The sequence below is a fragment of the Mycobacterium ulcerans subsp. shinshuense genome (assembly GCF_002355775.1).
In the GTDB taxonomy this organism is placed as follows: Bacteria; Actinomycetota; Actinomycetes; order Mycobacteriales; family Mycobacteriaceae; genus Mycobacterium; species Mycobacterium marinum.
Genome location: NZ_AP017624.1, coordinates 4,332,922 through 4,356,169 on the forward strand (window position 1 = coordinate 4,332,922; position 23,248 = coordinate 4,356,169).

Annotated in this window: 21 protein-coding genes and 1 tRNA gene; 2 read left to right on the forward strand and 20 right to left on the reverse strand. The window is 64.4% G+C overall.

The window, feature by feature from the left end; genetic code table 11:
• Positions 1 to 4: 4 nt before the first annotated feature.
• From SHTP_RS19340 to argS, 16 genes are all read right to left on the reverse strand, one after another.
• A complete protein-coding gene (locus SHTP_RS19340; RefSeq protein WP_096371482.1) occupies positions 5 to 1,342 on the reverse strand; it encodes a F0F1 ATP synthase subunit B/delta in 1,338 nt (445 codons plus the stop codon).
• 6 nt (positions 1,343 to 1,348) lie between these two features.
• Complete coding sequence (locus tag SHTP_RS19345; protein WP_096371483.1) at positions 1,349 to 1,861, reverse strand: F0F1 ATP synthase subunit B; 513 nt, start codon at positions 1,859 to 1,861, stop codon at positions 1,349 to 1,351.
• Between the two features lie 41 nt (positions 1,862 to 1,902).
• Positions 1,903 to 2,148 carry a F0F1 ATP synthase subunit C gene (locus tag SHTP_RS19350; RefSeq protein WP_011741629.1) on the reverse strand — a complete coding sequence of 82 codons (246 nt, stop codon included), beginning with the start codon at positions 2,146 to 2,148 and terminating at the stop codon, positions 1,903 to 1,905.
• 90 nt (positions 2,149 to 2,238) lie between these two features.
• The gene (gene atpB / locus SHTP_RS19355) at positions 2,239 to 2,991 is read right to left on the reverse strand and encodes a F0F1 ATP synthase subunit A (RefSeq protein ID WP_012395675.1); all 753 of its coding nucleotides are present in this window, start codon (positions 2,989 to 2,991) and stop codon (positions 2,239 to 2,241) included.
• Complete coding sequence (locus tag SHTP_RS19360; protein ID WP_020788147.1) at positions 2,984 to 3,484, reverse strand: ATP synthase subunit I; 501 nt, start codon at positions 3,482 to 3,484, stop codon at positions 2,984 to 2,986. The genes atpB and SHTP_RS19360 overlap by 8 nt, the downstream gene beginning before the upstream one ends.
• Positions 3,485 to 3,734: 250 nt before the next feature.
• Positions 3,735 to 4,916 carry a UDP-N-acetylglucosamine--decaprenyl-phosphate N-acetylglucosaminephosphotransferase gene (gene rfe / locus SHTP_RS19365; RefSeq protein WP_011741632.1) on the reverse strand — a complete coding sequence of 394 codons (1,182 nt, stop codon included), beginning with the start codon at positions 4,914 to 4,916 and terminating at the stop codon, positions 3,735 to 3,737.
• 78 nt (positions 4,917 to 4,994) lie between these two features.
• On the reverse strand, positions 4,995 to 5,645 hold the full coding sequence (locus tag SHTP_RS19370) for an L-threonylcarbamoyladenylate synthase (RefSeq protein ID WP_096371484.1): 651 nt from the start codon (positions 5,643 to 5,645) through the stop codon (positions 4,995 to 4,997).
• A 52-nt stretch (positions 5,646 to 5,697) separates the two neighbouring features.
• Positions 5,698 to 6,546 carry a peptide chain release factor N(5)-glutamine methyltransferase gene (prmC, locus tag SHTP_RS19375; protein ID WP_096371485.1) on the reverse strand — a complete coding sequence of 283 codons (849 nt, stop codon included), beginning with the start codon at positions 6,544 to 6,546 and terminating at the stop codon, positions 5,698 to 5,700.
• Positions 6,543 to 7,616 (reverse strand): peptide chain release factor 1, encoded by a 1,074-nt coding sequence (gene prfA, locus SHTP_RS19380; protein WP_096371486.1) that lies wholly within the window; start codon positions 7,614 to 7,616, stop codon positions 6,543 to 6,545. The genes prmC and prfA overlap by 4 nt, the downstream gene beginning before the upstream one ends.
• Before the next feature lie 87 nt (positions 7,617 to 7,703).
• On the reverse strand, positions 7,704 to 7,949 hold the full coding sequence (gene rpmE / locus SHTP_RS19385; RefSeq protein WP_011741636.1) for a 50S ribosomal protein L31: 246 nt from the start codon (positions 7,947 to 7,949) through the stop codon (positions 7,704 to 7,706).
• Positions 7,950 to 8,140: 191 nt separating this feature from the next.
• Positions 8,141 to 10,006, reverse strand: a complete 1,866-nt coding sequence (rho, locus tag SHTP_RS19390; RefSeq protein ID WP_096371487.1) for a transcription termination factor Rho — start codon at positions 10,004 to 10,006, stop codon at positions 8,141 to 8,143.
• Between the two features lie 266 nt (positions 10,007 to 10,272).
• On the reverse strand, positions 10,273 to 11,217 hold the full coding sequence (gene thrB / locus SHTP_RS19400) for a homoserine kinase (RefSeq protein WP_096371488.1): 945 nt from the start codon (positions 11,215 to 11,217) through the stop codon (positions 10,273 to 10,275).
• A 55-nt stretch (positions 11,218 to 11,272) separates the two neighbouring features.
• Positions 11,273 to 12,355 (reverse strand): threonine synthase, encoded by a 1,083-nt coding sequence (gene thrC / locus SHTP_RS19405; RefSeq protein ID WP_096371489.1) that lies wholly within the window; start codon positions 12,353 to 12,355, stop codon positions 11,273 to 11,275.
• Positions 12,352 to 13,677 carry a homoserine dehydrogenase gene (locus SHTP_RS19410; protein ID WP_096371490.1) on the reverse strand — a complete coding sequence of 442 codons (1,326 nt, stop codon included), beginning with the start codon at positions 13,675 to 13,677 and terminating at the stop codon, positions 12,352 to 12,354. Before SHTP_RS19410 ends, thrC begins: the two co-directional genes overlap by 4 nt.
• A gap of 3 nt (positions 13,678 to 13,680) precedes the next feature.
• On the reverse strand, positions 13,681 to 15,015 hold the full coding sequence (lysA, locus tag SHTP_RS19415; protein ID WP_231991516.1) for a diaminopimelate decarboxylase: 1,335 nt from the start codon (positions 15,013 to 15,015) through the stop codon (positions 13,681 to 13,683).
• Between the two features lie 80 nt (positions 15,016 to 15,095).
• A complete protein-coding gene (argS, locus tag SHTP_RS19420; protein ID WP_096372560.1) occupies positions 15,096 to 16,748 on the reverse strand; it encodes an arginine--tRNA ligase in 1,653 nt (550 codons plus the stop codon).
• A gap of 134 nt (positions 16,749 to 16,882) precedes the next feature.
• Between argS and SHTP_RS19425 the strand changes: the two genes are divergently transcribed.
• Positions 16,883 to 16,958 (forward strand) — tRNA-Arg (locus tag SHTP_RS19425).
• A 905-nt stretch (positions 16,959 to 17,863) separates the two neighbouring features.
• Here SHTP_RS19425 and SHTP_RS19440 read toward each other — a convergent pair.
• Positions 17,864 to 18,394 carry a PE family protein gene (locus SHTP_RS19440; protein ID WP_096371492.1) on the reverse strand — a complete coding sequence of 177 codons (531 nt, stop codon included), beginning with the start codon at positions 18,392 to 18,394 and terminating at the stop codon, positions 17,864 to 17,866.
• A gap of 503 nt (positions 18,395 to 18,897) precedes the next feature.
• Between SHTP_RS19440 and adhE the strand changes: the two genes are divergently transcribed.
• Positions 18,898 to 21,567 (forward strand): bifunctional acetaldehyde-CoA/alcohol dehydrogenase, encoded by a 2,670-nt coding sequence (gene adhE / locus SHTP_RS19445; protein WP_096371493.1) that lies wholly within the window; start codon positions 18,898 to 18,900, stop codon positions 21,565 to 21,567.
• Here the strand turns inward: adhE and SHTP_RS19450 are convergent.
• The 3 genes from SHTP_RS19450 to SHTP_RS19460 all read right to left on the reverse strand — a co-directional run bounded on the left by SHTP_RS19450 (position 21,533) and on the right by SHTP_RS19460 (position 23,230).
• On the reverse strand, positions 21,533 to 21,940 hold the full coding sequence (locus SHTP_RS19450; protein ID WP_015356710.1) for a PPOX class F420-dependent oxidoreductase: 408 nt from the start codon (positions 21,938 to 21,940) through the stop codon (positions 21,533 to 21,535). The genes adhE and SHTP_RS19450 overlap by 35 nt on opposite strands.
• 65 nt (positions 21,941 to 22,005) lie before the next feature.
• A complete protein-coding gene (locus SHTP_RS19455; protein ID WP_015356711.1) occupies positions 22,006 to 22,365 on the reverse strand; it encodes a YciI family protein in 360 nt (119 codons plus the stop codon).
• A complete protein-coding gene (locus SHTP_RS19460; RefSeq protein ID WP_172900573.1) occupies positions 22,358 to 23,230 on the reverse strand; it encodes a haloalkane dehalogenase in 873 nt (290 codons plus the stop codon). Before SHTP_RS19460 ends, SHTP_RS19455 begins: the two co-directional genes overlap by 8 nt.
• Positions 23,231 to 23,248: the final 18 nt, after the last annotated feature.

A 23,248-nucleotide genomic window follows, 5' to 3' on the forward strand; every position in this document is an offset into this window, starting at 1 on the left:
GTCATCAATCAGGCAACTGAGCCTCGGCAGCGGTCAAACGCGACGAGAGCGTTCCGTCGATCACTTCGTCACCCACGGCAATCGACAGACCCCCCAACAAGGTGGGATCCGTTTGAAGCTGCACGGTCACGGGGTGACCGTAGATGCGACTCAGCACCTCAGTAACGCGGGTGCGCTGTGCATCGCTGAGCTCGGCGGCCGCGCTGACTTGTGCGACAACCTCCCCGCGGCGGGCCACGGCCACCTCGGCCAGCAGCAGCGCCGCGTCCTCGGCCGGCTGACCTCGCAGGAGTTCGACCGTCTGAGACAGCAATGCGACGGCAATCGGATTGACGCTACCCGCGCTGTCGAGGACTTTGCGCAGCAATCCAACTCGGCCCTCGGCCGGAACCACATAGTCGCCGAGCAGGATGGAAAGGCGCGGTTGCGCGTCCAAGATGCGGGAGAACCGGAACAGCTGGTCCTCAACCTCGTCGACCTGTCCGTCACGCTGGGCGACTTCCAGTAGGGCCTGCCGAGACACGTGCTCGATCGCGTCGATCAAATCCGAGCTTGCCGACCACCGCTCCGTGACGGCGGCTCGCAGGATATCCAGCGCGGGATTGCCGACCTGGCCGGATATCAGCCGCTCCAACAGCCGAATCCTGGGTGCTGCGTCTTCGGCGGGCACCGTGAGGTAGCGGGTGACGATGACTTCGCGTTGGAGCAGTTGGGCTACCGACACGAGGTCGCTGGCGAGAGCCGAAAGCGCCGCATTGTCCAGGCCCTTGGCCAAACCGGCGAACTTGTCGACCAAGCTGCCCAGCGCCCGCCGGCTGGCCGACCGCATCTTGGCCGCCACCGGACGCTCGACTTCCGCCGCTGCCGGCGCCATCGCGTCGAGCTCGTCGAGGAAGCGGTCGACCGTGGCCGCCTGCTGCCCTGGGTCGGAAACGTGGTTGCGCACCAATTCGCTTGCCTGGCGGACTGATTCGTGGCCCAGCTCCAATCGCAGCTGACGGGTCAGCTGAGTCCGGAGCAGCTCGACCTGACGAGACCCTTGGACCTTGATCCGTTCGGCTTCGACACCCGCCTGGGTCTGCATCTGCGCCGTGATGCGCTTGGCATCTTCCTTGGCCTCTGCGACGACCTGCTCCGCCTCCGCCTTGGCGGCCTCCACCGCCTTACTGTGCGCGGTGGTCGACTCCGTGAGCCGCACGGCGGCGGTAGCCGCGTCTGCCAATTGCTCGCGAACCGTGTCCTGGCGCGCTGCCATCATGCGCCGCACCGGCGGCACCACGTAACGCCACACCAGAAAAACGATGGCCGCGAAACCAACCAGCTGTCCGATGAATGTCGACATGGTTTGCTACCCCGCCGCGGCTGGGGTAGTCACGTCGACACCGACGATCCGGTTGGCCAGCGTCGCCGACATCGCTCCCACGTTGGCACGCAAATCCAGTTCCACAGCGTCCCTCTCGCGCTTCAGTTGCTCGTTGGCCTGCTGCAATGTCGATGCCACTTCCTGTTCAGCGTGGGCACGCGCATCCTCGACGACCTTACGACCCTCGGCCCGGGCGTTGTCGCGATAGGACGACGCCTGTACCCGGGCCTCGGCCATGGCTTTCTCGTAGTCGGCCTGGGCGGCCGCGAACTGCTCGGCCGATTTCTTGTTGTCGGCCAGCGTCTTGGCAACCATCGCGTCGCGTTCACGCAACACCTTCAGGATCGGCGGTACGACAAATGTGCCGATGACCGCAAGCACCACCAAGAAGATGGCCAGCACGAAGAAAAACGTCCCGTTGGGAACGAGGAAGTTGTTTGTACCGCCTTCCTCTGCTGCCTGGCCCGCAGCCAGGAAAATAGAGTTCACGTCATCCATTACTACCCATCACAACCATTTCAACGGTTACAGCTGCCGAATTACTTAACGGGCGTGGCGAAGACGAACAGCGCCATAAACGCCAGGTTGATAAAGTAGGCGGCCTCAACCAGACCGACGGTGATGAAGAACGGCGTGAACAGCCGTCCCTGCGCCTCAGGTTGGCGGGCAACGCCGGAGATCAGAGCGTTACCGGCGATACCGTCACCGATACCGGCGCCGATCGCGCCGCCAGCCATGATCAGTCCACCGCCGATGAGGGCGCCGGCAGCGATAGTGGGGTCCATTACTTTATCCTCCTTGATAACTCTGGTAGCGGTTTACCAGGTCCCAGTACTGGTATTGGGTCGGGATTTTCTAGGCAGTTTCTCGCAGTTTTAGTGGTGGTCCTCTTCTAGCTCCATCGCTTGGCTGAAGTACAAGATCGTCAGCAGCGCGAAAATGAAGGCCTGAATCGCGCCGACGAACAAGTCGAAGGACTTCCAGATCGCATTCGGCGCCCACATGATGTAGGGCGGGAAGAGCGCGATGAGCGCGACCAAAATGCCGCCGGCAAAGATATTGCCGAAAAGGCGCAGCGACAGCGAGATCGGCTTGGCGATTTCTTCGACGAGGTTGATCGGCGCCAGGATTGCCACGTGCCCCTTGAGCAGCTTGATGGGGTGGCCGACAATGCCGCGACGCCAGATACCGGCCGCGTGGTAGCAGACGAAGACGAACAGCGCCAGCGCCAGCACGTAGTTGATGTCTGCGGCGGCGGGCTTGAGCAACTCGGTGGTCTGCCCGTGTTCGTCGGTGTACTGCACCGGGAGGACCGACAGCCAGTTCGAGATCAAGATGAAGACGAAGATGGTCACCGCGAGCGGCAGCACGAAGGGCGCGATCCGCATCCCGATTGCGCTTTCTACCTGGCCGCGCATCTGGATGGTGATCGCTTCGAAGAACAGCTGCACCCCACCGGGCACCGCGGTCGAGGTGACCTTCGAGCGCAGGTAGAACGCCAACGCGAGCACGATGAGCGCGGCGATCGCCGTCGACAGCACCGTGTCGGTGTTGACGGTCATGCCCAGCCAGGTCGCGGTGTGGTGCTCGCCGACCTCAATCTGGGCGGCCAGGATCGACTCAGTCATCGCTGGCGGTACTCCCTTCCGATCCCTTGAAAACGCCACTATCCGAGCCGACGGGCTGGTTCTGCGCATCGTCGGCCGCAAAGTCCCCGGTACGCAGCTTCTTCCAGACCGGCAGTGCCGTGGATGCCACCAGCAGCAGCTGGAAGAGCGCCAACCCGAACACCACGCCAAGTCCGGCCGGCCGGAAAATATACGCGATGATCAGCGCCATGATGGTAATGACCGCGACTCGAGAGGCCGAGTTGAGGGCCATCGACCTTTTCAGCGGGTGGTCCCGGCCGGTGATCGACTCCACCGAACGCCGGACCAACAGGGCGTTGAGCAAACCGAGCAGCAGCCCGATGCCAAGAAACACTCCGACCATCAGGTGACCGAAGAGTCCGGCGACCACAGTGGCAACCGCGGTGAGTCCAAGGCTGATCACCAATAGACGAACCGGACGGAAAGCAACAGAGGGAAACACCAACGGCGCGTCCTGCGCTGGTGTTGTCACTGCAGCACCTCAATCCCCGGTTAGTGGAGCGGAAACCGCCCGGTCGACTGATCGGTGGCCCGCCGAGCGTATCGCAACGGTTGGGCTGGTTTCACCCAAGGGGTAGCTCCCTGTGTCGGTCGTTAACTGGCGCGGTCGGATAGGCATCCGCCGGGCCGGGGGGCCGGCAACCCACGAGGTTTATTTCGGGGCTCTACCAGGACCGTACCACAAGGTAGATGCCACTACTACCGCCTGTCGTAGACGTGCCCTAGTCCGGGTCGTAGTAGTCGTCGCGACGACGCAGCAACGGGATCGCTGTCACAACCCCGGCGACGACCAGTGCGCCGAGCATCACCGCCGCGGTGTGGCGAGGGTCCACGAAGATCGTGCTGGCCGCCCCGAAGGCGACGATGCCCACCCATAGGTAGATGAGCAGCACGACCCGGCGATGCGAATGGCCGATCTGCAGCAAGCGGTGGTGAAGATGCATCTTGTCGGGGCTGAATGCGCTTCGTCCGGCGCGGGTGCGGCGCACGATTGCCAGTAACAGGTCCAGCATCGGCACGAACATCACCGCCACTACCAGCAAGAACGGCGATAGCAGGGCAAACACGTCCCGGGCCCCATAGGCGTTCTGGGAGATGGGCCCCGCGGCGGTGGTGGAGGCCGCGGCCAGCATCAACCCGACCAGCATCGAACCGGAATCGCCCATGAAGATCTTGGCTCGGTGGAAATTGTGCGGCAAGAACCCGAGACAGGCCCCTGCGAGCACCACCGAGATCACCGCCGGCGGATAGAACAGGACGTCGCCGCCATGGTCACGAAGCAACCCCACCGAGAAGGTGCAGATCGCCAAGGCCGTGATGAGGCCCAGCCCAGCCGCCAGCCCATCGAGTCCGTCGACGAAGTTCATGGCGTTGACGATGGACACGGTCAACGCGAGGGTGAGCAAAATGGACGAGGCTTGGTCCAAGACGATGGTCCCGACACCACCCAGCGGGATGTAGAGCACGCTCCAGGCGACGCCCATGGTGACCAGCACGCTAGCTGCGGTGATCTGACCGGCAAACTTCGTCAGGGCATCCAGACCCCACCTGTCATCGATCAGACCGATACCCATGATCACCGCACCCGCGACGAGCACCGCGGGCATGCCGGTCGAATAGACGAACCCGCGGGTGAGGGCGGGAAGTTGGGAGGCGAGAAAGACCGCGGCGAGCACCCCGAGGAACATCGCCAGCCCACCCATGCGAGGGGTGGGTGTCACGTGGACGTCGCGTTCGCGCGGGTAAGCGACCGCGCCCAGGCGAGTCGCCAAGACGCGAACCGGCCCGGTCGCGAAATACGTGATGATCGCTGCGGTTAACCCGACGAGCGCAAGCTCACGCAGCGGGACACCGGCGCTGCGAACCGAAAGGGCGAGCAAGCCGTCGGCAACGCTGGACACCACGAGACCCTACTTCACCAACCTGAGAACCCGAATAGCCGCGCCCGGCCGCAGCGCCCAGCGGCAGCCACCACGACGGTGCTATGCGGTCAGCGTTGTCGCGTCCACTCCGAGCACGTCAGCGATCCGCTCGGCGCTGACCGGTCCCGGACGCAGGATGCGCGGGGCCCCGGTGAGGTCGACGATCGTCGAGGCGGCCTGCTGCGCCGCGGGACCACCATCCAGGTAGACGTCGACCAGATCGCCGAACTGATTACGTGCATCCGCGACGTCGACCGCCGGCGGCTGCCCCGAGACGTTGGCGCTGGAAACCGCCATGGGGCCCACCTGGCGCAACAACTCGATGGCCACCGGGTGCAACGGCATGCGCAGCATCACGGTGCCGTGCGCGTTGCCGAGGTCCCACTGCAGGGACGGCGCTTGCGCCACAACCAGGCTCAAGGCGCCCGGCCAGAATGCACGGATCAGTTCACGCGCTCCAGCGGGCATCGAGAAAACCAGCCCCTCGATGGTGTGCCAGGAGCCCACCAGCACGCCCACCGGCATATCGCGCCCGCGCCCCTTGGCCGACAGCAGCGCGTTCACCGCGGCACTGTCGAATGCGTCGGCACCGATCCCATAGACGGTGTCCGTCGGCATGACGACCAGCCGACCGGCTTTGAGCGCCCCTGCCGCAGAAGCGATCCCGTTGGAACGCTGGTCGGGGTCGGCGCAGTCGAACACCTCACTCATGGGCGCTGGCCCTCCTTCGCATTCGCTTCGCCCCGCATCCTCACCGCAGCCGTCACCGAACCAGCCTCTTGACGGCGGTCACGAACCTTGGCCGCCCGGCCAGATCTTGCCGAGCCACGATGTCCTCGAAAACGCCTGCGCTTTCGATACATTTAACGGTCTGCCGCGCGGTGGTGTCGTCGTGTTCGACGGCGAACCGCCCACCGGGACGCAACCAACGGCCGGCCAGCCGTACGACGTGGGGTATCACCGCCATCCCGTTCGGCCCTCCAAACAGCGCACGATGCGGATCATGCTGTGCTACTTCAGGTTCCAGAACAGCGCCGTCGGGAATGTATGGCGGGTTGGTCACCACGAGGTCGACCTGTCCATCGAGTTCGGGCATCAGCCCCGGGGTGGTGACATCGGCTCGCACCAGTTCCACCTTGGTGCCCACGGAATTGCGGTGTGCATACTCGAGCGCAGCGGCCGAATCGTCGACGCCAAGAATCCGCGCCGTGGGCCAACGGTTGGCCAACGCGACTGCCAACGCGCCGGATCCGGTACACAGGTCAACAATGACGGGGTCTTCGGAAAGCTGTTGTGCACCAGCCCATTCCAACACTGCCTCGGTCTCTGGGCGCGGCACGAAGACACCCGGACCGACCTGCAAGTCCACCGACCCAAACTGCACCGTGCCGATGAGATGCTGCAACGGCACCCTGCGTGATCGGGCGGTCACCATGTCTTGGTACTGACCGAGAGCATCGGAATCAAGCGGATCGTCAGGCAGGTACAGCAGACCGCGGTCGGTGCCGGTCAGGTGAGCGGCCAACCATTCGGCATCACCACGTGCAGAGTCGATCCCGGCTTCGGCAAGAAGCGCCGCAGCGGAGTCGATCGCGTGGCGCAGCGAGGTCATGACTGCTGCAGCCGGGCCTGTTTGTCAGCGGCAGCCAGTGCGTCGAATAGAGCGTCCAGATCGCCATCGAGGACCTGGTCGAGGTTGTGGGACTTGTAGCCGATTCGGTGATCGGTGATCCGGTTCTCGGGGAAGTTGTAGGTGCGGATGCGTTCGCTACGGTCCACGGTTCGTATCTGGCTGGCCCGATCCGCCGAGGCGTCAGCCATCGCCCGCTCTTCGGCGATCGCCTGCAGACGAGCCCCGAGCACCTGCATGGCACGGATCTTGTTCTGCAGCTGTGAGCGTTCGTTTTGGCAGGTGACCACGATCCCGGTGGGCAGGTGGGTAATCCGCACCGCGGAGTCGGTGGTGTTGACCCCCTGGCCGCCCTTGCCCGACGAACGGTAGACGTCGATGCGCAGGTCCGACTCGTCGATCTGCACCTCGCCGACTTCCTCGGGCTCGGGGTAGACAAGTACGCCGGCCGCCGAGGTATGCACGCGACCTTGAGATTCGGTTACCGGGACCCGCTGCACCCGGTGCACCCCGCCCTCGAACTTCATCCGCGACCACACGCCGTCGGCCGTGTCGCCCTTGCTGGCGATGGCCAGCGTCGCGTCCTTGTAGCCGCCCAGATCCGAGGTGGTCTCCCCGAGCACCGTCACGGTCCAGCCGTGCCGTTCGGCATAGCGGATATACATTCTGGCCAGGTCGGCAGCGAATAGCGCCGATTCTTCGCCACCCTCGCCAGACTTGACTTCGAGCACGATGTCGTCGGCGTCATGCGGGTCCCGCGGCGCCAACATGTCGGTGAGCTGCGAGTCCAGTTCGGCGACCCGGGCCTCCAGTTCGGCGGCTTCGGCGGCAAACGACTCGTCGGTGGCCGCCAATTCGTGCGCGGTCTCCAGATCTTCGCGCGCGGCTACCAGCTTGCGGTAGGTGGCCACGATCGGCGCCAAGCGGGCAAACCGACGTCCGGCTTTGCGCGCCTCGTCGGGCCTGCTGCGCAGTTCTGGTTCCGCCAACGCGCGCTCAAGGTCTGCGTGTTCGGCGAGCAGGACGTCAATCGTCTGCACCGGCGCTGCCATCTCACACCTCCTGCCAGCTCTTACCGCAAACACGAACCGACGCCCGGCCTGTGCTGCTCATGCACAGTTCGGGCGTCGGTAATCCAGCTACTTGTCGGCCGCCGCCTGGTCCTTGTCGGCTCCGGCCTTGCGCTTGCCGTAGCGACGCTCGAAGCGGGCAACCCGACCACCGCTGTCGAGGATCTTCTGCTTGCCGGTGTAGAACGGATGGCACTGCGAGCAAACCTCGGCCACGATACGGCCGCCCTGCTTGGTGCTCCGCGTCTGGAACGTGTTTCCGCACCCGCAGACCACGGTGGTCTCCTCGTAGGTGGGATGAATGTCAGATTTCATGCTGTCCTCTTCGATCGTCGGCCGCTCGTGGCCTCCGGTGCTCCCCGATGTTCAAGCGGCGGTCAGGCTTAACTCAAGAACCTGAGGCGGTTCTGGGTGGTCGAGCCTCGATTATGCCAGGTCAACCACCATCACCCCAAACACCGAGATTTGCGCGGGCATTCCCTGGCACCCGCAGCCGGTGTATTGCTCTAGTCGTTGTCCATATTCCCTGGTGTGGTCTTGGAGACCTGCACGAGGAACTCGTAGTTGTTCTTGGTCTTACGCAGCTGCGACATCAGCAGGTCGATGGCCTGGTGGGAATCCAGGCCGGACAGCACGCGACGCAGCTTGTGGACGATGGCGAACTCATCAGGTGAGAGCAGCAGCTCATCTTTACGGGTACCCGACGGGTTCACGTCGACCGCGGGGAAAACGCGCCGCTCGGCGATCTTGCGGTCCAGCTTGAGCTCGGCGTTACCGGTGCCCTTGAACTCTTCGAAGATGACGGTGTCACCGGTGGAGCCGGTCTCGACCATCGCGGTCGCGATGATGGTCAGCGAGCCGCCCTCTTCGATGTTGCGTGCCGCACCCAGGAATCGCTTGGGCGGGTACAGCGCGGTGGAGTCGACACCGCCGGAGAGAATCCGGCCCGATGCCGGCGACGCGTTGTTGTAGGCACGTCCCAACCGGGTGATGGAGTCCAGCAGCACCACGACGTCTTTGCCCTGCTCCACGAGGCGCTTGGCTCGCTCGATGGCCAGCTCCGCGACCGATGTGTGGTCGGATGGCGGACGGTCGAACGTTGAGGCGATGACCTCACCCTTGACCGAACGCGTCATGTCGGTGACCTCCTCGGGCCGCTCGTCGACGAGCACGACCATGAGGTGGCATTCCGGATTGTTCTTGGTAATGGCGTTGGCGATGTCCTGCAGGATCGTCGTCTTACCGGCCTTGGGGGGCGAGACGATCAGCGCGCGCTGGCCCTTGCCAATCGGCATGATCAGATCGATGACCCGCGTGGTCAGCCGCTCTGTGGTGGTTTCCAAGCGAAGACGCTGGTTGGGATAGAGCGGCGTCAGTTTGCCGAATTCGGGCCGCTTCTTGGCGTCCTCGACCGATCCCCCATTGACGCTGTCCAAACGCACCAGCGGGTTGAATTTTTGTCGTTGGTTAGGCTGCTCGCCTTCACGCGGAACCCGAACGGCGCCGGTGACCGCGTCGCCGCGGCGCAGGCCGTTCTTGCGCACCATGTTCATCGACACGTAGACGTCGTGCGGGCCGGCAAGGTAGCCGGAGGTACGGACAAAGGCGTAGTTGTCGAGCACGTCAAGAATGCCGGCGACCGGCTGGACGACGTCATCCTCACGCAACTCGGCGTCGGAACCGTCACCCGAGCGCTCCCCACGACGCCGGCGGTCGCGGAATCGGCGTCCTCGCCGGCCCTGCCGCCCTTCGCCATCGTCTTCGCCGCGCGATTGCTGGCCACCCGAGCCCTGCTGGCCGGCGCCTTGGTCACCGCCCGACTCCGCTGCTCCCCCGTCAATCTTGGCGTCTTCTTGAGCCTTTTCCGGCGCCTTCTGATTGTTGTCGGCATCGCCGCCGGCGGCCCGCTTCCCGCGTTTATCTGGGCTTTCGCCAGCCGAGTCGGCGCCGTCACGTGACGACGTTTCCGAGTCACGCGAGGATCTGCGCCGCTCGCGGCGCACCGTGTCGCCGGATGAGGCGTTTTGCTCCTGTTGAGGAGCGTCTTTGGTGGCCTCGTTGACCGCTGGGGCCTCGGTACTCGCCGAGGACTTCTGTTCGCCGGAATCTGGGGTCGGCTCGGCGGCCGCGGGCGTGCCGTTGGCGCGGTCCCGAAATTCTTGGATCGCGGCGATCAGCTCGTTCTTACGCATGCCCGACGTCCCCTTGACACCAACTTGGTTGGCCAGCGCGCGCAGTTCGGGCAGCACCATGGTGGCCAGCGCGCCGGTCGGCGCAGCAGTATTGAGGTCGGAACTGTCTTTTGTCACGGAATCCGACTTCTTATCAGCGTCGGTGCTTTCGCCAGCCGTGATGAGGTCCGTATCAGTCACGGAATTCCTTTCTTTCCCTCGCTTGATTACGTCATACGAGGGTTCGTTGCATTCAGCCAAATTGCCGAGTGCGCCCAATCATCGACTCCCCAACGGTGGTCGCCAGGATCTGCGGCGAATACGGCGAACCTCGTCCCCGAGAAGAATTGGTGGTGTCCTAGCTGCAAGGCAGTATGTGTGCAGAAGCAGATGCTGCGATTGCTGGACGGCTCCGAGGATAGCCCGCTTCCTGGCCGGAAGCAAGCAAACCCCCCGCAGGTTGTCAATCAGTCGCTGAATGCCACTCCGGGCTTCCACCGGACCCTGTCACCCGCGGTCATCGCGGTAATTGTGAATCCATTTGCGGCGCCGTACTCGACCGCTTCCGGCGGCAAGTCCGGGTTGGTGGTCAACGCAATCAGCGCCGGTCCAGCCCCAGAAAGAGTCGCTGCCACTTTATGACGCCGCAACAGCTGCAAATATTCCGCCGAGGCCGGCATTGCCGAGGCACGCTGGGGCTGATGGAGGACGTCTTCGGTGGCCGCCATCAACAAATCGGGCCGTTGGGTGAGGGCAACCACAAGCAATGCGGCGCGGCTGATGTTGAATCGCGCATCGTCATGGCTGACCAAGTCAGGCAGCAGCACCCGAGTCTCCGCGGTCGAGGAGCGCACCTCGGGAATCGCCGAGAACAAGTGAATATCGGGGTGAAGATCTAGCTGCACGGCCGAGTAGTCGGCACGGTCACCGCAACGCTCAATCCAAGAAACCACCGCACCGCCGAGCACAGCGGCCGCGGCGTTGTCGGGGTGGCCTTCAAATTCCGAAGACAGCTGGATCAGCTGCTGGTCGCTCAATGGCACCCAGCCAGCTTGTGAGACAAGGCCGTTGACGGCGGCGAGGCCACCAACTACCGCCGACGCGGACGACCCGAGACCACGGGAATGCGGAATATCGTTGCGGCAGCACACAATTAGGCCAGCCGCGGAAACGCCCACGGCTCGCAGCCCGTGCTGGATGGCGCGCACAACCAAGTGTTCAGAGTTGAGCGGAACCTGGCCGGCCCCCTCGCCTTCGACCACCACTTCCAACCCGGAATCGGTTGTCTCAAGCACGATTTCGTCATAGAGACTCAATGCGAGGCCGAGACTGTCGAACCCCGGGCCGAGGTTGGCACTTGATGCCGCTACGACGGCACTCGCCACCAGACCCGAGGGCAATACCTGTGTCACCCACAGGCCTCAGCAAACTGCGCTGCGCCCGGCTGCGCCGCGCTGGCGATCACCACTACGCCAACCCCAGCTTCTCAACCACCGCGACTGGGTCAACGGGTACCGGAGACACCTTCGGCATGTCTTTGAGCGCAGTGTCGGGGTCCTTCAGGCCGTTGCCGGTGACCGTGCACACCACGGTTGACCCGCGGGCCACCCACCCGTCGTCGATGGCCTTGAGCAGACCGGCGATGCTGGCCGCCGAGGCGGGCTCGACGAACACCCCCTCGGCGCGCGCGACCAGGTGATAGGCGGCAAGGATTTCCTCATCAGTCGCCGCCAGGAAGCGCCCCTTGGACTGCTGCTGCGCCTCCACGGCCGACGTCCACGACGCCGGCGAGCCAATGCGAATCGCGGTGGCGATGGTCTCCGGGTGGTTCACCGGTTCGCCGAGAACCAACGGCGCCGCACCCGCGGCTTGGGTGCCCAACATGCGAGGCAACTTCTCGATAATGCCGTCTCGGTGATACTCGGTGTATCCCTTCCAGTACGCGGTGATGTTGCCCGCGTTACCGACTGGAAGTGCGTGCACATCCGGTGCGACGCCAAGCGCGTCGACGATCTCGAACGCCGCGGTCTTCTGGCCCTCGATACGCACCGGGTTCACGGAGTTGACCAATGAGATGGTCGGGAAGTCGGCAGCCATCTTGCGCGCCAGTTCCAGACAGTCGTCGAAGTTGCCGTCAATCTGGATGATCTTGGCCCCGTGCATGACCGCCTGAGCCAGCTTGCCCATCGCAATCTTGCCCTGCGGGATCAGCACCGCACAGGTGATTCCAGCACGGGCGGCGTAAGCCGCCGCCGACGCCGACGTGTTCCCGGTCGATGCGCACAACACGGCCTGTTGCCCACGCGCCAGCGCGTCGGTCACCGCCATGGTCATGCCCCGGTCCTTGAAGGATCCGGTGGGGTTGAGGCCCTCGACCTTGAGGTGGATCGTGCACCCGGTCTGCTTGGAGAGCCGGGGAGCCGCGATCAGCGGAGTACCGCCCTCGACCAGGGTGACAGGAGCCCAGTCATCGGCCACCGGGAGGCGGTCCCGGTACGCCGCGATCAAACCGGGCCAGGGCTTGTGGACCGCGGTCGGCGAGGCGCTCACAGGTCGTTGCCTTCCAGTCGCAGCACGCTGGCCACATTTTCGACGACGTCCAAGTCCGCAAGCGCTTCAACGGTTTCCGAAAGTGCGGCATCGGTAGCCAGGTGGGTGACCACCACGATCCGGGCCCCGATGCGTTGGCCGTCTTGGTCCACGACCCCTTCTTGACGCACCTCGGCGATGCTTACGTCGCGCTTGGCGAACTCGGCCGCTACCGCCGACAACACACCCGCCTTATCGGCGACATTTATGCTGACGTAATAGCGCGTAGAGATGAAACCCATTGGTGCCACCGGTAGTTGAGCATATTTGGATTCGCGTGGGCCACGGCTGCCGAGGACCCGGTTGCGCGCGGCCATCACCAGGTCGCCGGTCACCGCCGAGGCGGTTGGCGCCCCACCGGCGCCCTGACCGTAGAACATCAATCGCCCAGCGGCCTCGGCCTCGACCACCACGGCATTGAACGCACCATTGACCGTGGCCAACGGGTGCGACAGCGGCACCAACGCCGGATACACCCGGGCCGAGACCCGTTGCTGACCTTCGTCAGTGGTGAGGCGCTCACAAATCGACAGCAGCTTGATGGTGCAGCCCAGAGCGCGGGCCGAGGCGAAGTCCGCGGGCGTGATCTTGGTGATGCCCTCGCGGTAGACGTCATCCGCGGTCACCCGGGTATGGAACGCGATCGAGGCCAGGATCGCAGCTTTGGCCGCGGCATCAAAACCCTCGACATCTGCGGTGGGATCGGCTTCGGCATAGCCGAGCGCGCCCGCATCGGCCAGCGCTTTCGCGTAGTCGGCCCCGGTGCTGTCCATTTCGGACAGGATGTAGTTGGTGGTGCCGTTGACGATGCCGGCCACCCGCAACACCGTGTCGCCGGCCAGCGACTGGGTCAACGGCCGGATGACGGGAATGGCGCCGGCCACCGCGGCTTCGAAATAGAGATCGACATGTGCGCTTTCGGCCGCCTGCGCCAGTTCACCAGTAGAGGTGGACAGCAACGCCTTGTTGGCGGTCACGACGGATTTGCCGTGCTCGAGCGCGGTCAGGATCGCCTTGCGTGACGGCTCCATCGGACCCATCACTTCGACGACGATGTCGACGTCCTCACGCGAAACGAGCTTCTCAATGTCGTCGGTCAGTAGGTCGATGGGTACACCGCGGTCGTCCGCAACTCGACGCACTCCGACGCCGCGCAGCACCAGTGGGGCGCCGACACGGGCCGCGAGATCATCAGCGCTTTCCTCGATGATGCGGACAACTTCACTACCAACGTTGCCCAATCCGAGCACCGCTACACCGACCGGCTTTACGTCACCGGACACGGGTTACCTCACCTCCAGACTCAAAAGATCATCAACCGTCTCGCGGCGCAGGACCAGACGCGCCTTACCCGCGCGCACCGCCACCACCGCGGGACGGCCAATCATGTTGTAACGACTCGACAGCGAATAGCAGTACGCACCGGTCGCAGCCACGGCCACCAAGTCGCCCGGCTGCAGGTCGTCGGGCACCCACGTGTCACGCACGATGATATCGCCACTTTCGCAGTGTTTTCCGACCACGCGAGCCAGCATCGCCGGCGCATCACTGACGCGCGAGACCAACCGGACGTCGTACTGAGCGTCATAGAGCGCGGTGCGGATGTTGTCACTCATGCCGCCATCCACGCTGACGTAGCGCCGGTTCGCCGTGGCGCTCACGTCAACGTCCTTGACCGTGCCGACTTCGTACAGCGTGATGGTGCCCGGTCCGGCGATGGCACGTCCGGGCTCGACCACCAACCTGGGCGCGGGCAGGCCCACGGCCGCCGACTCATTGCTCACGATCGCGCCCAGCTTGTCGGCCAACTCCCCTACCGGCGGCGGGTCGTCGGATGACAGATACGAGATACCCAGGCCGCCGCCAAGATCGACCGTCGCAAGCTGCGCGGTCTTTTCCGAACCGAATTCAGCGACCACCTCGCGCAGCAGGCCGATGACACGGTGGGCGGCCAGTTCAAAACCATCCACATCGAAGATCTGGGAACCGATGTGGCTGTGCAGTCCGACCAGCCGCAAGTGGTCGGTCGCAAAGACCCGGCGCACCGCTGCCATCGCCGCGCCGCTGGAGATCGAGAGCCCGAATTTCTGGTCTTCGTGCGCGGTGGAGATGAACTCGTGGGTGTGCGCCTCGACCCCGACGGTGAGACGCACAAAGACGTCCTGGACGATGCCCGCCTCACCCGCGATGGCGTCGAGACGCTCGATCTCGATCATCGAGTCCAGCACGATGTGACCGACGCCGGCTTTGACCGCGGTCGTCAACTCTGCGACCGACTTGTTGTTGCCGTGCAGGGTAATCCGCTCCGGCGGAAAATTGGCGTGCAGTGCGACTGCCAACTCTCCACCGGTGGATACGTCGATCGAGAGTCCCTCTTCGTTCACCCAGCGCGCGATCTCGCTGCACAGGAAGGCCTTGGCCGCGTAGTTGACGTTGTGGCCACCGCCGAATGCCGCCGCGATCTCTTGGCACCGCGAGCGAAAGTCGTCTTCATCGATGACAAACAGCGGCGTCCCGTATTCCCGGGCCAGCTCGGTAAGCGGTACCCCGGCAATCCGGGCACAACCCTGTTCATCACGGGCTGTGTTACGCGGCCAGACATTCGGCGCCAGGTACAACAGCTCTTCGGCAGACTGCGGCCGCTGCGGGCTTTCCGGGTGGCGGCTCTCTTCGGCGTGCCGAGGGCCGGCTGGGTGGACGTTCACATTCTCTCCGGGGCAGTCACTCCGAGAATTCCCAGACCGTTGGCGATGGCTTGCCGCGTGGCCTGACACAGGGCCAAGCGCGCGGTATGCAGCTGCGTGGGCTCCTCGTCTCCCTGCGGCAAGACCCGGCAGGAATCGTAGAACCGGTGGTAGTCACCGGCCAGGTCCTCCAGGTAGCGGCACACCCGGTGCGGCTCCCGCAGTGAGGCAGCGGCCTTGAGCATCCGCGGGAAATCGCCGAGGGTGCGCAGCAGCACGCCCTCCTTCTCGTGGCTGAGCAGCTCGAGATGGTCGGTGTCCGGGATCAACCCGAGTTCGGCCGCGTTGCGGGCCAGCGCCGAGAGCCGGGCATGCGCGTACTGCACGTAGTAGACCGGGTTCTCATTCGACGCCGAGGACCACAGCGCCAGGTCGATGTCGATGGGAGTGTCCACCGAGGAGCGGATCAGGCTGTAGCGCGCCGCGTCCACGCCGATCGCCTCGACCAGATCGTCGAGGGTGATCACGGTGCCGGCGCGCTTGCTCATCCGGACCGGTTGACCGTCACGGACCAGGTTGACCATCTGTCCGATCAGCACTTCGACGGTGGCCGGATCCTCGCCGAAGGCAGCTGCGGCGGCCTTGAGCCGGGCGATGTAGCCGTGGTGATCGGCGCCGAGCATGTAGATGCACAGATCGAAGCCACGTTCCCGCTTGTCCAGGTAATACGCGAGGTCACCGGCGATATAGGCCGGCTTGCCGTCACTCTTGATCACGACACGGTCCTTGTCGTCACCAAAAGAACTGCTGCGCAACCACGTTGCGCCATCTTTTTCGTAGATGTTGCCGGTCTCACGCAGCCGCGCGACGGCCTGATCAACCCGCCCCGTGCTGTGCATCGAGTCTTCGTGGGTATAGACGTCGAAATCCGTGCCGAACTCGTGCAGGGACTCTTTGATGTGGCTGAACATCAGGTCGACGCCGATCTCACGGAACGTCTCGCGCATCTGGGCGTCGGGCAGGCTCAGCGCGTCGGGCGCCTTTTGCAGCACCCGCGCGGCGATGTCGTTGATGTAGGTACCCGCGTAGCCATCGTCGGGAGTCGGCTCACCCTTGGCGGCGGCAATCAGGGAGTTGGCGAATCGGTCGATCTGGGCGCCGTGGTCGTTGAAATAGTATTCGCGCACCACGTCGGCGCCCTGCGTGGACAGCAGCCGGCCCAGGGCGTCGCCAACCGCGGCCCAGCGGGTCCCCCCGATGTGGATGGGTCCGGTCGGGTTGGCCGAAACAAATTCCAGGTTGACCTTGTGCGCAGCCATCAGCTCGGAGTGCCCGAAGCCCGAACCGGCGTCGATGATCGTGTTGACGATCTTGGCCTGCGCCGAGGTCTCGAGGCGCAGGTTGATGAAGCCCGGTCCGGCCACCTCGGCAGAGGCGATGCCGTCGGCCTTCGTCAGCGCCTCGGCGATCCATCCGGCCAGCTCACGAGGGTTAGCACCGACCTTCTTGGCGAGTTGCAGGGCCACATTGCTGGCGTAGTCGCCGTGCTCGGGATTGCGCGGCCGCTCCACCACGACGGTCTGAGGCAGAGCAGACGTGTCGAGGGCATGTTCGCTCAACACCACGGTAGCGGTGGTTTTGAGCAGCTCAGCCAGGTCGGCGGGGGTCACGATCGTCCATCCTATGGTCTGAGGTGCTCGCACCCCGAATCCATAGCGGTGGCAACGCAGTCACCGCGATGCGCTAGTCTGGCGGAGCTTGTTCATGCCCTATGGCGCAGCGCGAAGCAATATGCAGTCGATGCGCCCCCGTAGCTCAGGGGATAGAGCGTCTGCCTCCGGAGCAGAAGGCCGCGGGTTCGAATCCTGCCGGGGGCACCACGGGCTTAGGCAACTAGAAGCCGTTTTCGGCCGCCCGCCTAAACATCGAGCGCCCCGGCGTGCACTTCGGAATCCAATCCGTCTGGTTTCAGCAAGTGCAGCACTGGCGGAAGGCTCCAATGACGCACAACACCACCACCCCGACCGAGGCGCACACCGCGCTCAACAACGCTCTGCAGCACCGACGGCACGCGAGCCGTTGCGCCGCCCTGGTGTGCTCGGTGTCCGGCGGCTACGACTTGGCCTACCGGACGAGTACGGAGCCGTCCTCGCGGCCGCTGCGACACGCGAAAGACCGCCAACCTGCGGGAAGAGTGCTGTGGCCCGCCGCGGATGGGCAGCGTTCACCGGAGCCGCAATCGCGGGCGCGGCGTGGGTGCTGCTGCACGCTGACCCGGTCGCGTTCAACCCGGCCGTCGTCGGCTGGCCCCGCAGACTGGGCGCTACTCGGCGTTGCCGGATCAGGAGCAGGATTGATCAACTGTGCCACCAAATAGCACCACATACCTCGTCATCGCAGTCGCGGTCGTCGCCGCATGCCTAGCCGGCGCCATCGCAGGGTTCGCGTTCGCCCGACTTCGGCCAGGCGTGCTGCACGCGCGTCGCTACGTCGCAATCATGGGTTTTGCCTGGCTTCTACTGGCTGTCAGTGCAATCGCCAACGCAATACGGGGATCGCTGTGGGGGACCGTTGGCAGCCTTGTGCTACTGGTCCTAATCCCCACAGCGGTGTACTCGAAGCTACGTAACAATTCCCCAAGCTAGAGCAGGTCACCAGCGCCAGAAGGCCATCCCGACCGGCGACCGCACCCGAGAGCACTTTGTTGCCGCAGCCGGTGCGCACCGGGCGCCACCCTGACATTCGACGACACAGAAGCCGTCTCGAGACATCAGCACGCGCCGGGCTAGATAAACACGTACGGACGCCCATTCACCAGCGAATAGAGTCCGACAAACGCAATCAGCAAGAAAAATAGGGCACTGGACGCCACCTGAGCCAACGAGGTTGCCACATACTGGCCGCCGTACCGCCACAACAGATCCCAAGCCGATTTCACGCCCGCCGACAGGCCGGACAAAGCGTTGGAGACGGCGGTTCCCGCGGCGACCACGACAAGATGCGGGTTATCGAACAAAGCCTGCAACGAGACGGCGTTGGCGGCCTCCGCGCTGGCATACCCACCGGCGCTGGCGTTCACCTGCGCGGCAAACCGATCGTGAAAAGCCACCGCTTGGCTGGCCACCTTCTGATAGTCCTCGGCATGCTCGGAGAACAGGTGCGCGATGCCGGCCGACACTTCGTCGGCGGCCGCGGGCAGCAACTCGACCGTCGAGGCGGCCGCAGCCGCATGCGCCTCGCCCAGCAACACGCCAATCTTCGCGTAATCGTTGGCCGCGGCCGCCACCAGTTCCGGGGCCACCATTACATCTGACATATCGGCCCTCCCACCCAATCGTGGTTTGATCCATCGGCCAGGGGCCAATATCACACCAAGCCGGCAGCCCAGCAGGCCCTTGCAGCAAACTTTTCTGCCCGATGACAGGCCAGCACCTCGGACCGGGTGTGGCCCTCGACGATGACGGCAGCGACAACCAGGAGAGCATTCGACACCCACCGGCAGTCACGCAATGACCCGATTCGGATGTCTTAAGGCACGCCATTCGCACCATGCGTGGCATGACCGCCATCACCCCTGGTAGTGAAATCCGTAGGGCCTGATGCAGCGAGCGGGCGACGTGCGTGATTCGATCAGGGCGCTGTGCCAGCGGCGCGCAGGCATTCGGCTCCGACAGTGCGGTCCCCACCCGCCCCGTCCGATCAGCCCATTAGTACCCCCAACGTAGGGCCTTCGGACCCTCGTTAGGCCTGACCACGGATGCGTAGCATCGGCTCATCCGCGAGGCACACCGCGCCTCTTCCCGGTTTGAGGACCCGATCATGACAACGACACCAACCGAGTCCGCCTCCCCCGTCGAAGCACCCGCGATCGACAACCTACGCACCGCCGAAATCGACGCCATTGTTGATACCGCCGCTGAGGCGGCCCGCGCCTTCCGCAAGCTTGACCAGCAGCAGGTCGACGCGATCGTCGAGGCGATGGTGCGGGCCGGGGTGCGCGCGGCCGGCGAACTGGCCGGTGTGGCGATCGAGGAGACGGGCTTCGGCGTCTTCGAGGACAAGGTCGTCAAGAACTATGTGGCCACCGAATTCCTGCACGACTATCTGCGCGGCAAGAAATCGGTGGGCGTCATCGACGAGGACGTCGAGCACAACATCGTCTATGTGGCCGAACCGATCGGGGTGGTGCTCGGCATTACCCCGGTGACCAACCCGACCTCGACGGTGTTGTTCAAGGCGATCGTGGCCGCAAAGACCCGCAACGCCATTCTTTTCCGACCGTCACCGTATGCGGTGCGCTGCTGCGAACAAAGCATCGAGATCCTGCGCACCGCGGCCGAAGCGGCCGGGATGCCTCCCGGGGCGCTGCAGGTCATCCCCGATGCCGCTCACGAGGTGACGCACTGCTTGTTCAAACACCCGAAGGTCGACTTCATCTGGGTGACCGGCGGGCCCAAGATCGTCGCGTTGGCGAACTCGGCAGGAAAGCCGGGGCTCAGTGTCGGTCCTGGGAATGCGCCGATCTACATTCACAAGACCGCAGACCTCAAGGGCGCGGTGGTCGACATACTCATCTCGAAAACGTTTGACTCATCGGTCATCTGCCCGGCCGAGCAGACCTGCATCATCGACGACGAGATCTACGACGAGATGATCGCCGAGTTCGAGCGGATGGGGGCCCAGTTGCTCACCGCCGACCAGGCGAAGGCGGTGGCCGAGTTCGCGTTTGGTTGTGGCGACAAGGTCTCCCTCGATGCGGTCGGGCAGAAGGCGCCAGAACTGGCCGCCCGGGCCGGATTCAGCGTGCCTCCCACGGTGAAAATGCTGCTGGCGCAGTTGCCGTCGGACTTGGACGAACTCGCCGCCCACCCACTGGTGCAGGAGAAGCTGATGCCGGTGCTCGGGGTGGTGCGCGCGCGCAGTGTGCAGCACGGCATCGACGCCGCCGTCTTGGTCACCGAGCACGGCGGGTTGGGCCATACCTCGGCGATCTACGCCAACGACGACGACGTCATCGAAGCATACGGGTTGGCGGTTCGCACCGGCCGCATCCTGGTCAACGCGCCAACCGCGGTCGGAGCGCTCGGCGGGGTCTACAACAATCTGACACCCACGTTCTCGCTGGGCTGTGGCACCTGGGGCGGATCGAGCACCACCGAGAACGTCAACTATCGCCAGTTGCTCAACATCAAGACGGTGTCGCGGCGGCGCACGCCGCCGCAATGGTTCCGCGTGCCGTCCAACACCTACTTCAACGAAGGGGCACTGGACAATCTGCGCGAGCTCGACTGCGAGACCGTCGTGGTGGTAACCGACGCACTGACCGAGGAGCGCGGCGTGGTGGAGGCGCTGCGTGGCAAGTTGCGCGCCCAGCACGTGCAGGTGTTCAGCGAAGTGACACCCGAGCCCGACGAGACGACCATCCGCCGCGGTGTCGCGCTCATGCAGCGGGTGCAGCCCGATCTGCTGATCGCCATCGGCGGCGGTTCGGTGCTCGACGCCGGCAAGGCGATGCGGCTGTTCTACGAGCACCCGGAGAAAAGCCTCGACGCTTTGACGATGCCCTTCCTCGACCCGCGCAAGCGGGTGGCTGACTATCCGACCGACCGTCATCGCATCCAACTAGTCGCTGTCCCAACGACATCGGGCACTGGGTCGGAAGTTTCGCCGGCGGCGGTGTTGACCGTTGGCGGGAAGAAGGAGACGCTCGTCGACTACAGCTTGGTCCCCGACCTGGCGATCGTGGACCCGGTGCTGACCTCGTCAATGCCGCAGAAGCTGACCACGGACACCGGCATCGACGCGCTGACCCACGCGCTGGAGGCGATCGTGTCGATCTTCGCCTCGCCCTACACGGATGCGTTGTGCGCCCAGGCGGTACTGCTGATCTTCGATGCCCTGCCCAGGGCGTACGACGATCCCGACGATCTGTCCGCCCGAACGAGCATGTCCAATGCGGCGACGCATGCCGGCCTGGCCTTCTCGAATGCCTTCGTCGGGACCAATCATGCCCTCGCCCACGCCGTTGGTGCGAAATTCTCGGTCCCCCATGGCCGGGCGAACGGCATCTTCCTGCCGCACGTGCTGCGCTACAACGCAAGTCTGCCTACCAAGTTCATGCCCGCGCCTGGATATTCGGCGTACATCGCACCGGATAAATACGCGCAACTCGGCCAGCTGGTGTTTGGTGGCCATCTTCCCGACGACAGCCGCCACCGATTGTTCGCAGGGGTCGACGATCTGCTGGACCGACTGGACATGCCGAGATCGCTGCGGGAATTCGGGGTTGACGAGCAGGGATTCCTGGTCGCGCTGCCGACGCTGGCGATGACCGCGTTCGAGGACCTCAGCAACCGCACCAACCCGCGGATGCCGCTGGTCAGCGAGATCACCGATTTGCTTCGGCTGGGCTACTACGGTGACACCGGCGTTGGGGAGCCGGCCCTGGCGCCGATCAAGCCCGGGGATGTTGATGGACGGTCCGTTTAGGCGGCGCCAATGATTCGTCATTGGCCACCGGTTCGCCGCGCAGGTTCAAACTCCACGAGATCTTCGGAGTCACCCGCAGATACGGCTGATCACCGGCTACCACCTCGGCGGTGCCGTACACACGCAGAAACCGGGGACTCCAGGGCTGCGTGGACACCAAATCGTCGATGACCAATGCGATCTTGTTGTTGCCGTCCAAGACGTTGTGGTGGCGCCGTGTCTTCGATGGCTCAAAGCCGCCGATGTTGATGTAGGTCCCATCGAACTCGAAACCGACCGGGACGACATCGGGTTGACCGTCATCGTCGACCGTCGCGATCCTGGCCAGCGGCTGGCTCTTCATGAATGCGACCTCATCATCACTGAAACTCATCGAAATGCCTTTCTGGACAGTGCAGAAATTACTTAGCCCGGAAAAGATCACCGGTCATGGCGCCACTAAGAGAGGCGGTTCGCGATGGTACCGTCATGGACGAACCACGGCCTGATCCGATAGGTCCTGGCTCCGCTGGTGTGCATGGGATCGGCGTCAGCGATCGCCTGGGCCTCGACCACCGAGCCGGCGCGGTAGATCAGCAATCCGTCGCCTTCGAAGTAATCGCCGTCGTCGGTCCACAACGGGCCGGCGGCAAAGAGCACGCCACGGTCTTCCAACTCCCGCAGGTAGCCGAGGTGATCCTCGATATACGCTTGCACGGCGTCCAATCCCTGCGCCACCGAGGTGACCACGTAAAGCGTCAACCCAACCGGGCGGCCGAAATCCTGGATGACTTTGCGCGATTCGAGTCGGTCAGGCACGGTCGGCTCCATCTTGGCGTTCGCGCACGTCGAGGACGAAGGCGCGCACGGCCGCGCCAATCGCGTCCGGGGAGTCCTCTTGCAGGAAGTGACGGCCGGCGACCTTTACTTCGCGCTGGTTGGGCCACGAGCGCGCGAAGTCGAGCTCGCTGCCCCCTTCATGCAGGATTGCGCCCGGTTCCGCGACTATGAGAAGTTTCGGAATGTCGCTGCGCGATAAGAAGTCTGCATACTCCTGTACCAACGCCTGCACGTCAGCCGGCTCACCCTCGACCGGGATCTCACGGGCCCAGAGCAGCGTGGGGATGCGGCTCTGGGGCGTGGGGTAGGGCTTGCGATAGACGGCCATCTCCTCCTCGGTCAGCTGGCGTTGCACACCTCCAGGCACCACCTTCTCCACAAAGACGTTCTCCGCCAGAGCCATCCGCTCGCCCTGTTCGGTGCGCAGCGCCCGCATCAGGGGCTCATAGTCGGTGAAGCCCGCCCAGGTCCTGGGCTGCACGAGCGCATCCATGTAAGCGATACCGGCAATCTGCTCCGGATAGCGCAGCGCGCGGTAGAAACCCAGCGCCGAACCCCAGTCGTGCACCACCAACACCACGTTCTCGGTAATCCCGACGGCCTCGAACCACGCGTCGAGGTACCGGACATGGTCGGCGAACCGGTAGGAGAAGGTCGGAGAGGTGCCGGAGGCCCCCATGCCGATCAGGTCCGGCGCCAGGCATCGACCCACGTCGCTGAGATGCGGGATCACGTTGCGCCACAGGTAGGACGAAGTCGGGTTGCCGCGTAAGAAGACAATGGGATCGCCCTGCCCCACGTCGATATAGCTCATCGCGCTGTCGAGCACGTCGACCCGTTTCATCGGCCCGGTGACCGCTTC

Excerpts from the sequence above, each read along its gene's own strand:
- SHTP_RS19340 (WP_096371482.1), bottom strand. The coding sequence starts at position 1,342 with ATGTCGACATTCATCGGACAGCTGGTTGGTTTCGCGGCCATCGTTTTT.
- SHTP_RS19345 (WP_096371483.1), bottom strand. The coding sequence starts at position 1,861 with ATGGATGACGTGAACTCTATTTTCCTGGCTGCGGGCCAGGCAGCAGAG.
- SHTP_RS19350 (WP_011741629.1), bottom strand. The coding sequence starts at position 2,148 with ATGGACCCCACTATCGCTGCCGGCGCCCTCATCGGCGGTGGACTGATC.
- atpB (WP_012395675.1), bottom strand. The coding sequence starts at position 2,991 with ATGACTGAGTCGATCCTGGCCGCCCAGATTGAGGTCGGCGAGCACCAC.
- SHTP_RS19370 (WP_096371484.1), bottom strand. The coding sequence starts at position 5,645 with ATGAGTGAGGTGTTCGACTGCGCCGACCCCGACCAGCGTTCCAACGGG.
- prmC (WP_096371485.1), bottom strand. The coding sequence starts at position 6,546 with ATGACCTCGCTGCGCCACGCGATCGACTCCGCTGCGGCGCTTCTTGCC.
- prfA (WP_096371486.1), bottom strand. The coding sequence starts at position 7,616 with ATGGCAGCGCCGGTGCAGACGATTGACGTCCTGCTCGCCGAACACGCA.
- rpmE (WP_011741636.1), bottom strand. The coding sequence starts at position 7,949 with ATGAAATCTGACATTCATCCCACCTACGAGGAGACCACCGTGGTCTGC.
- SHTP_RS19440 (WP_096371492.1), bottom strand. The coding sequence starts at position 18,394 with ATGTCAGATGTAATGGTGGCCCCGGAACTGGTGGCGGCCGCGGCCAAC.
- adhE (WP_096371493.1), top strand. The coding sequence starts at position 18,898 with ATGACAACGACACCAACCGAGTCCGCCTCCCCCGTCGAAGCACCCGCG.
- SHTP_RS19450 (WP_015356710.1), bottom strand. The coding sequence starts at position 21,940 with ATGAGTTTCAGTGATGATGAGGTCGCATTCATGAAGAGCCAGCCGCTG.
- SHTP_RS19460 (WP_172900573.1), bottom strand. The coding sequence starts at position 23,230 with ATGAAACGGGTCGACGTGCTCGACAGCGCGATGAGCTATATCGACGTG.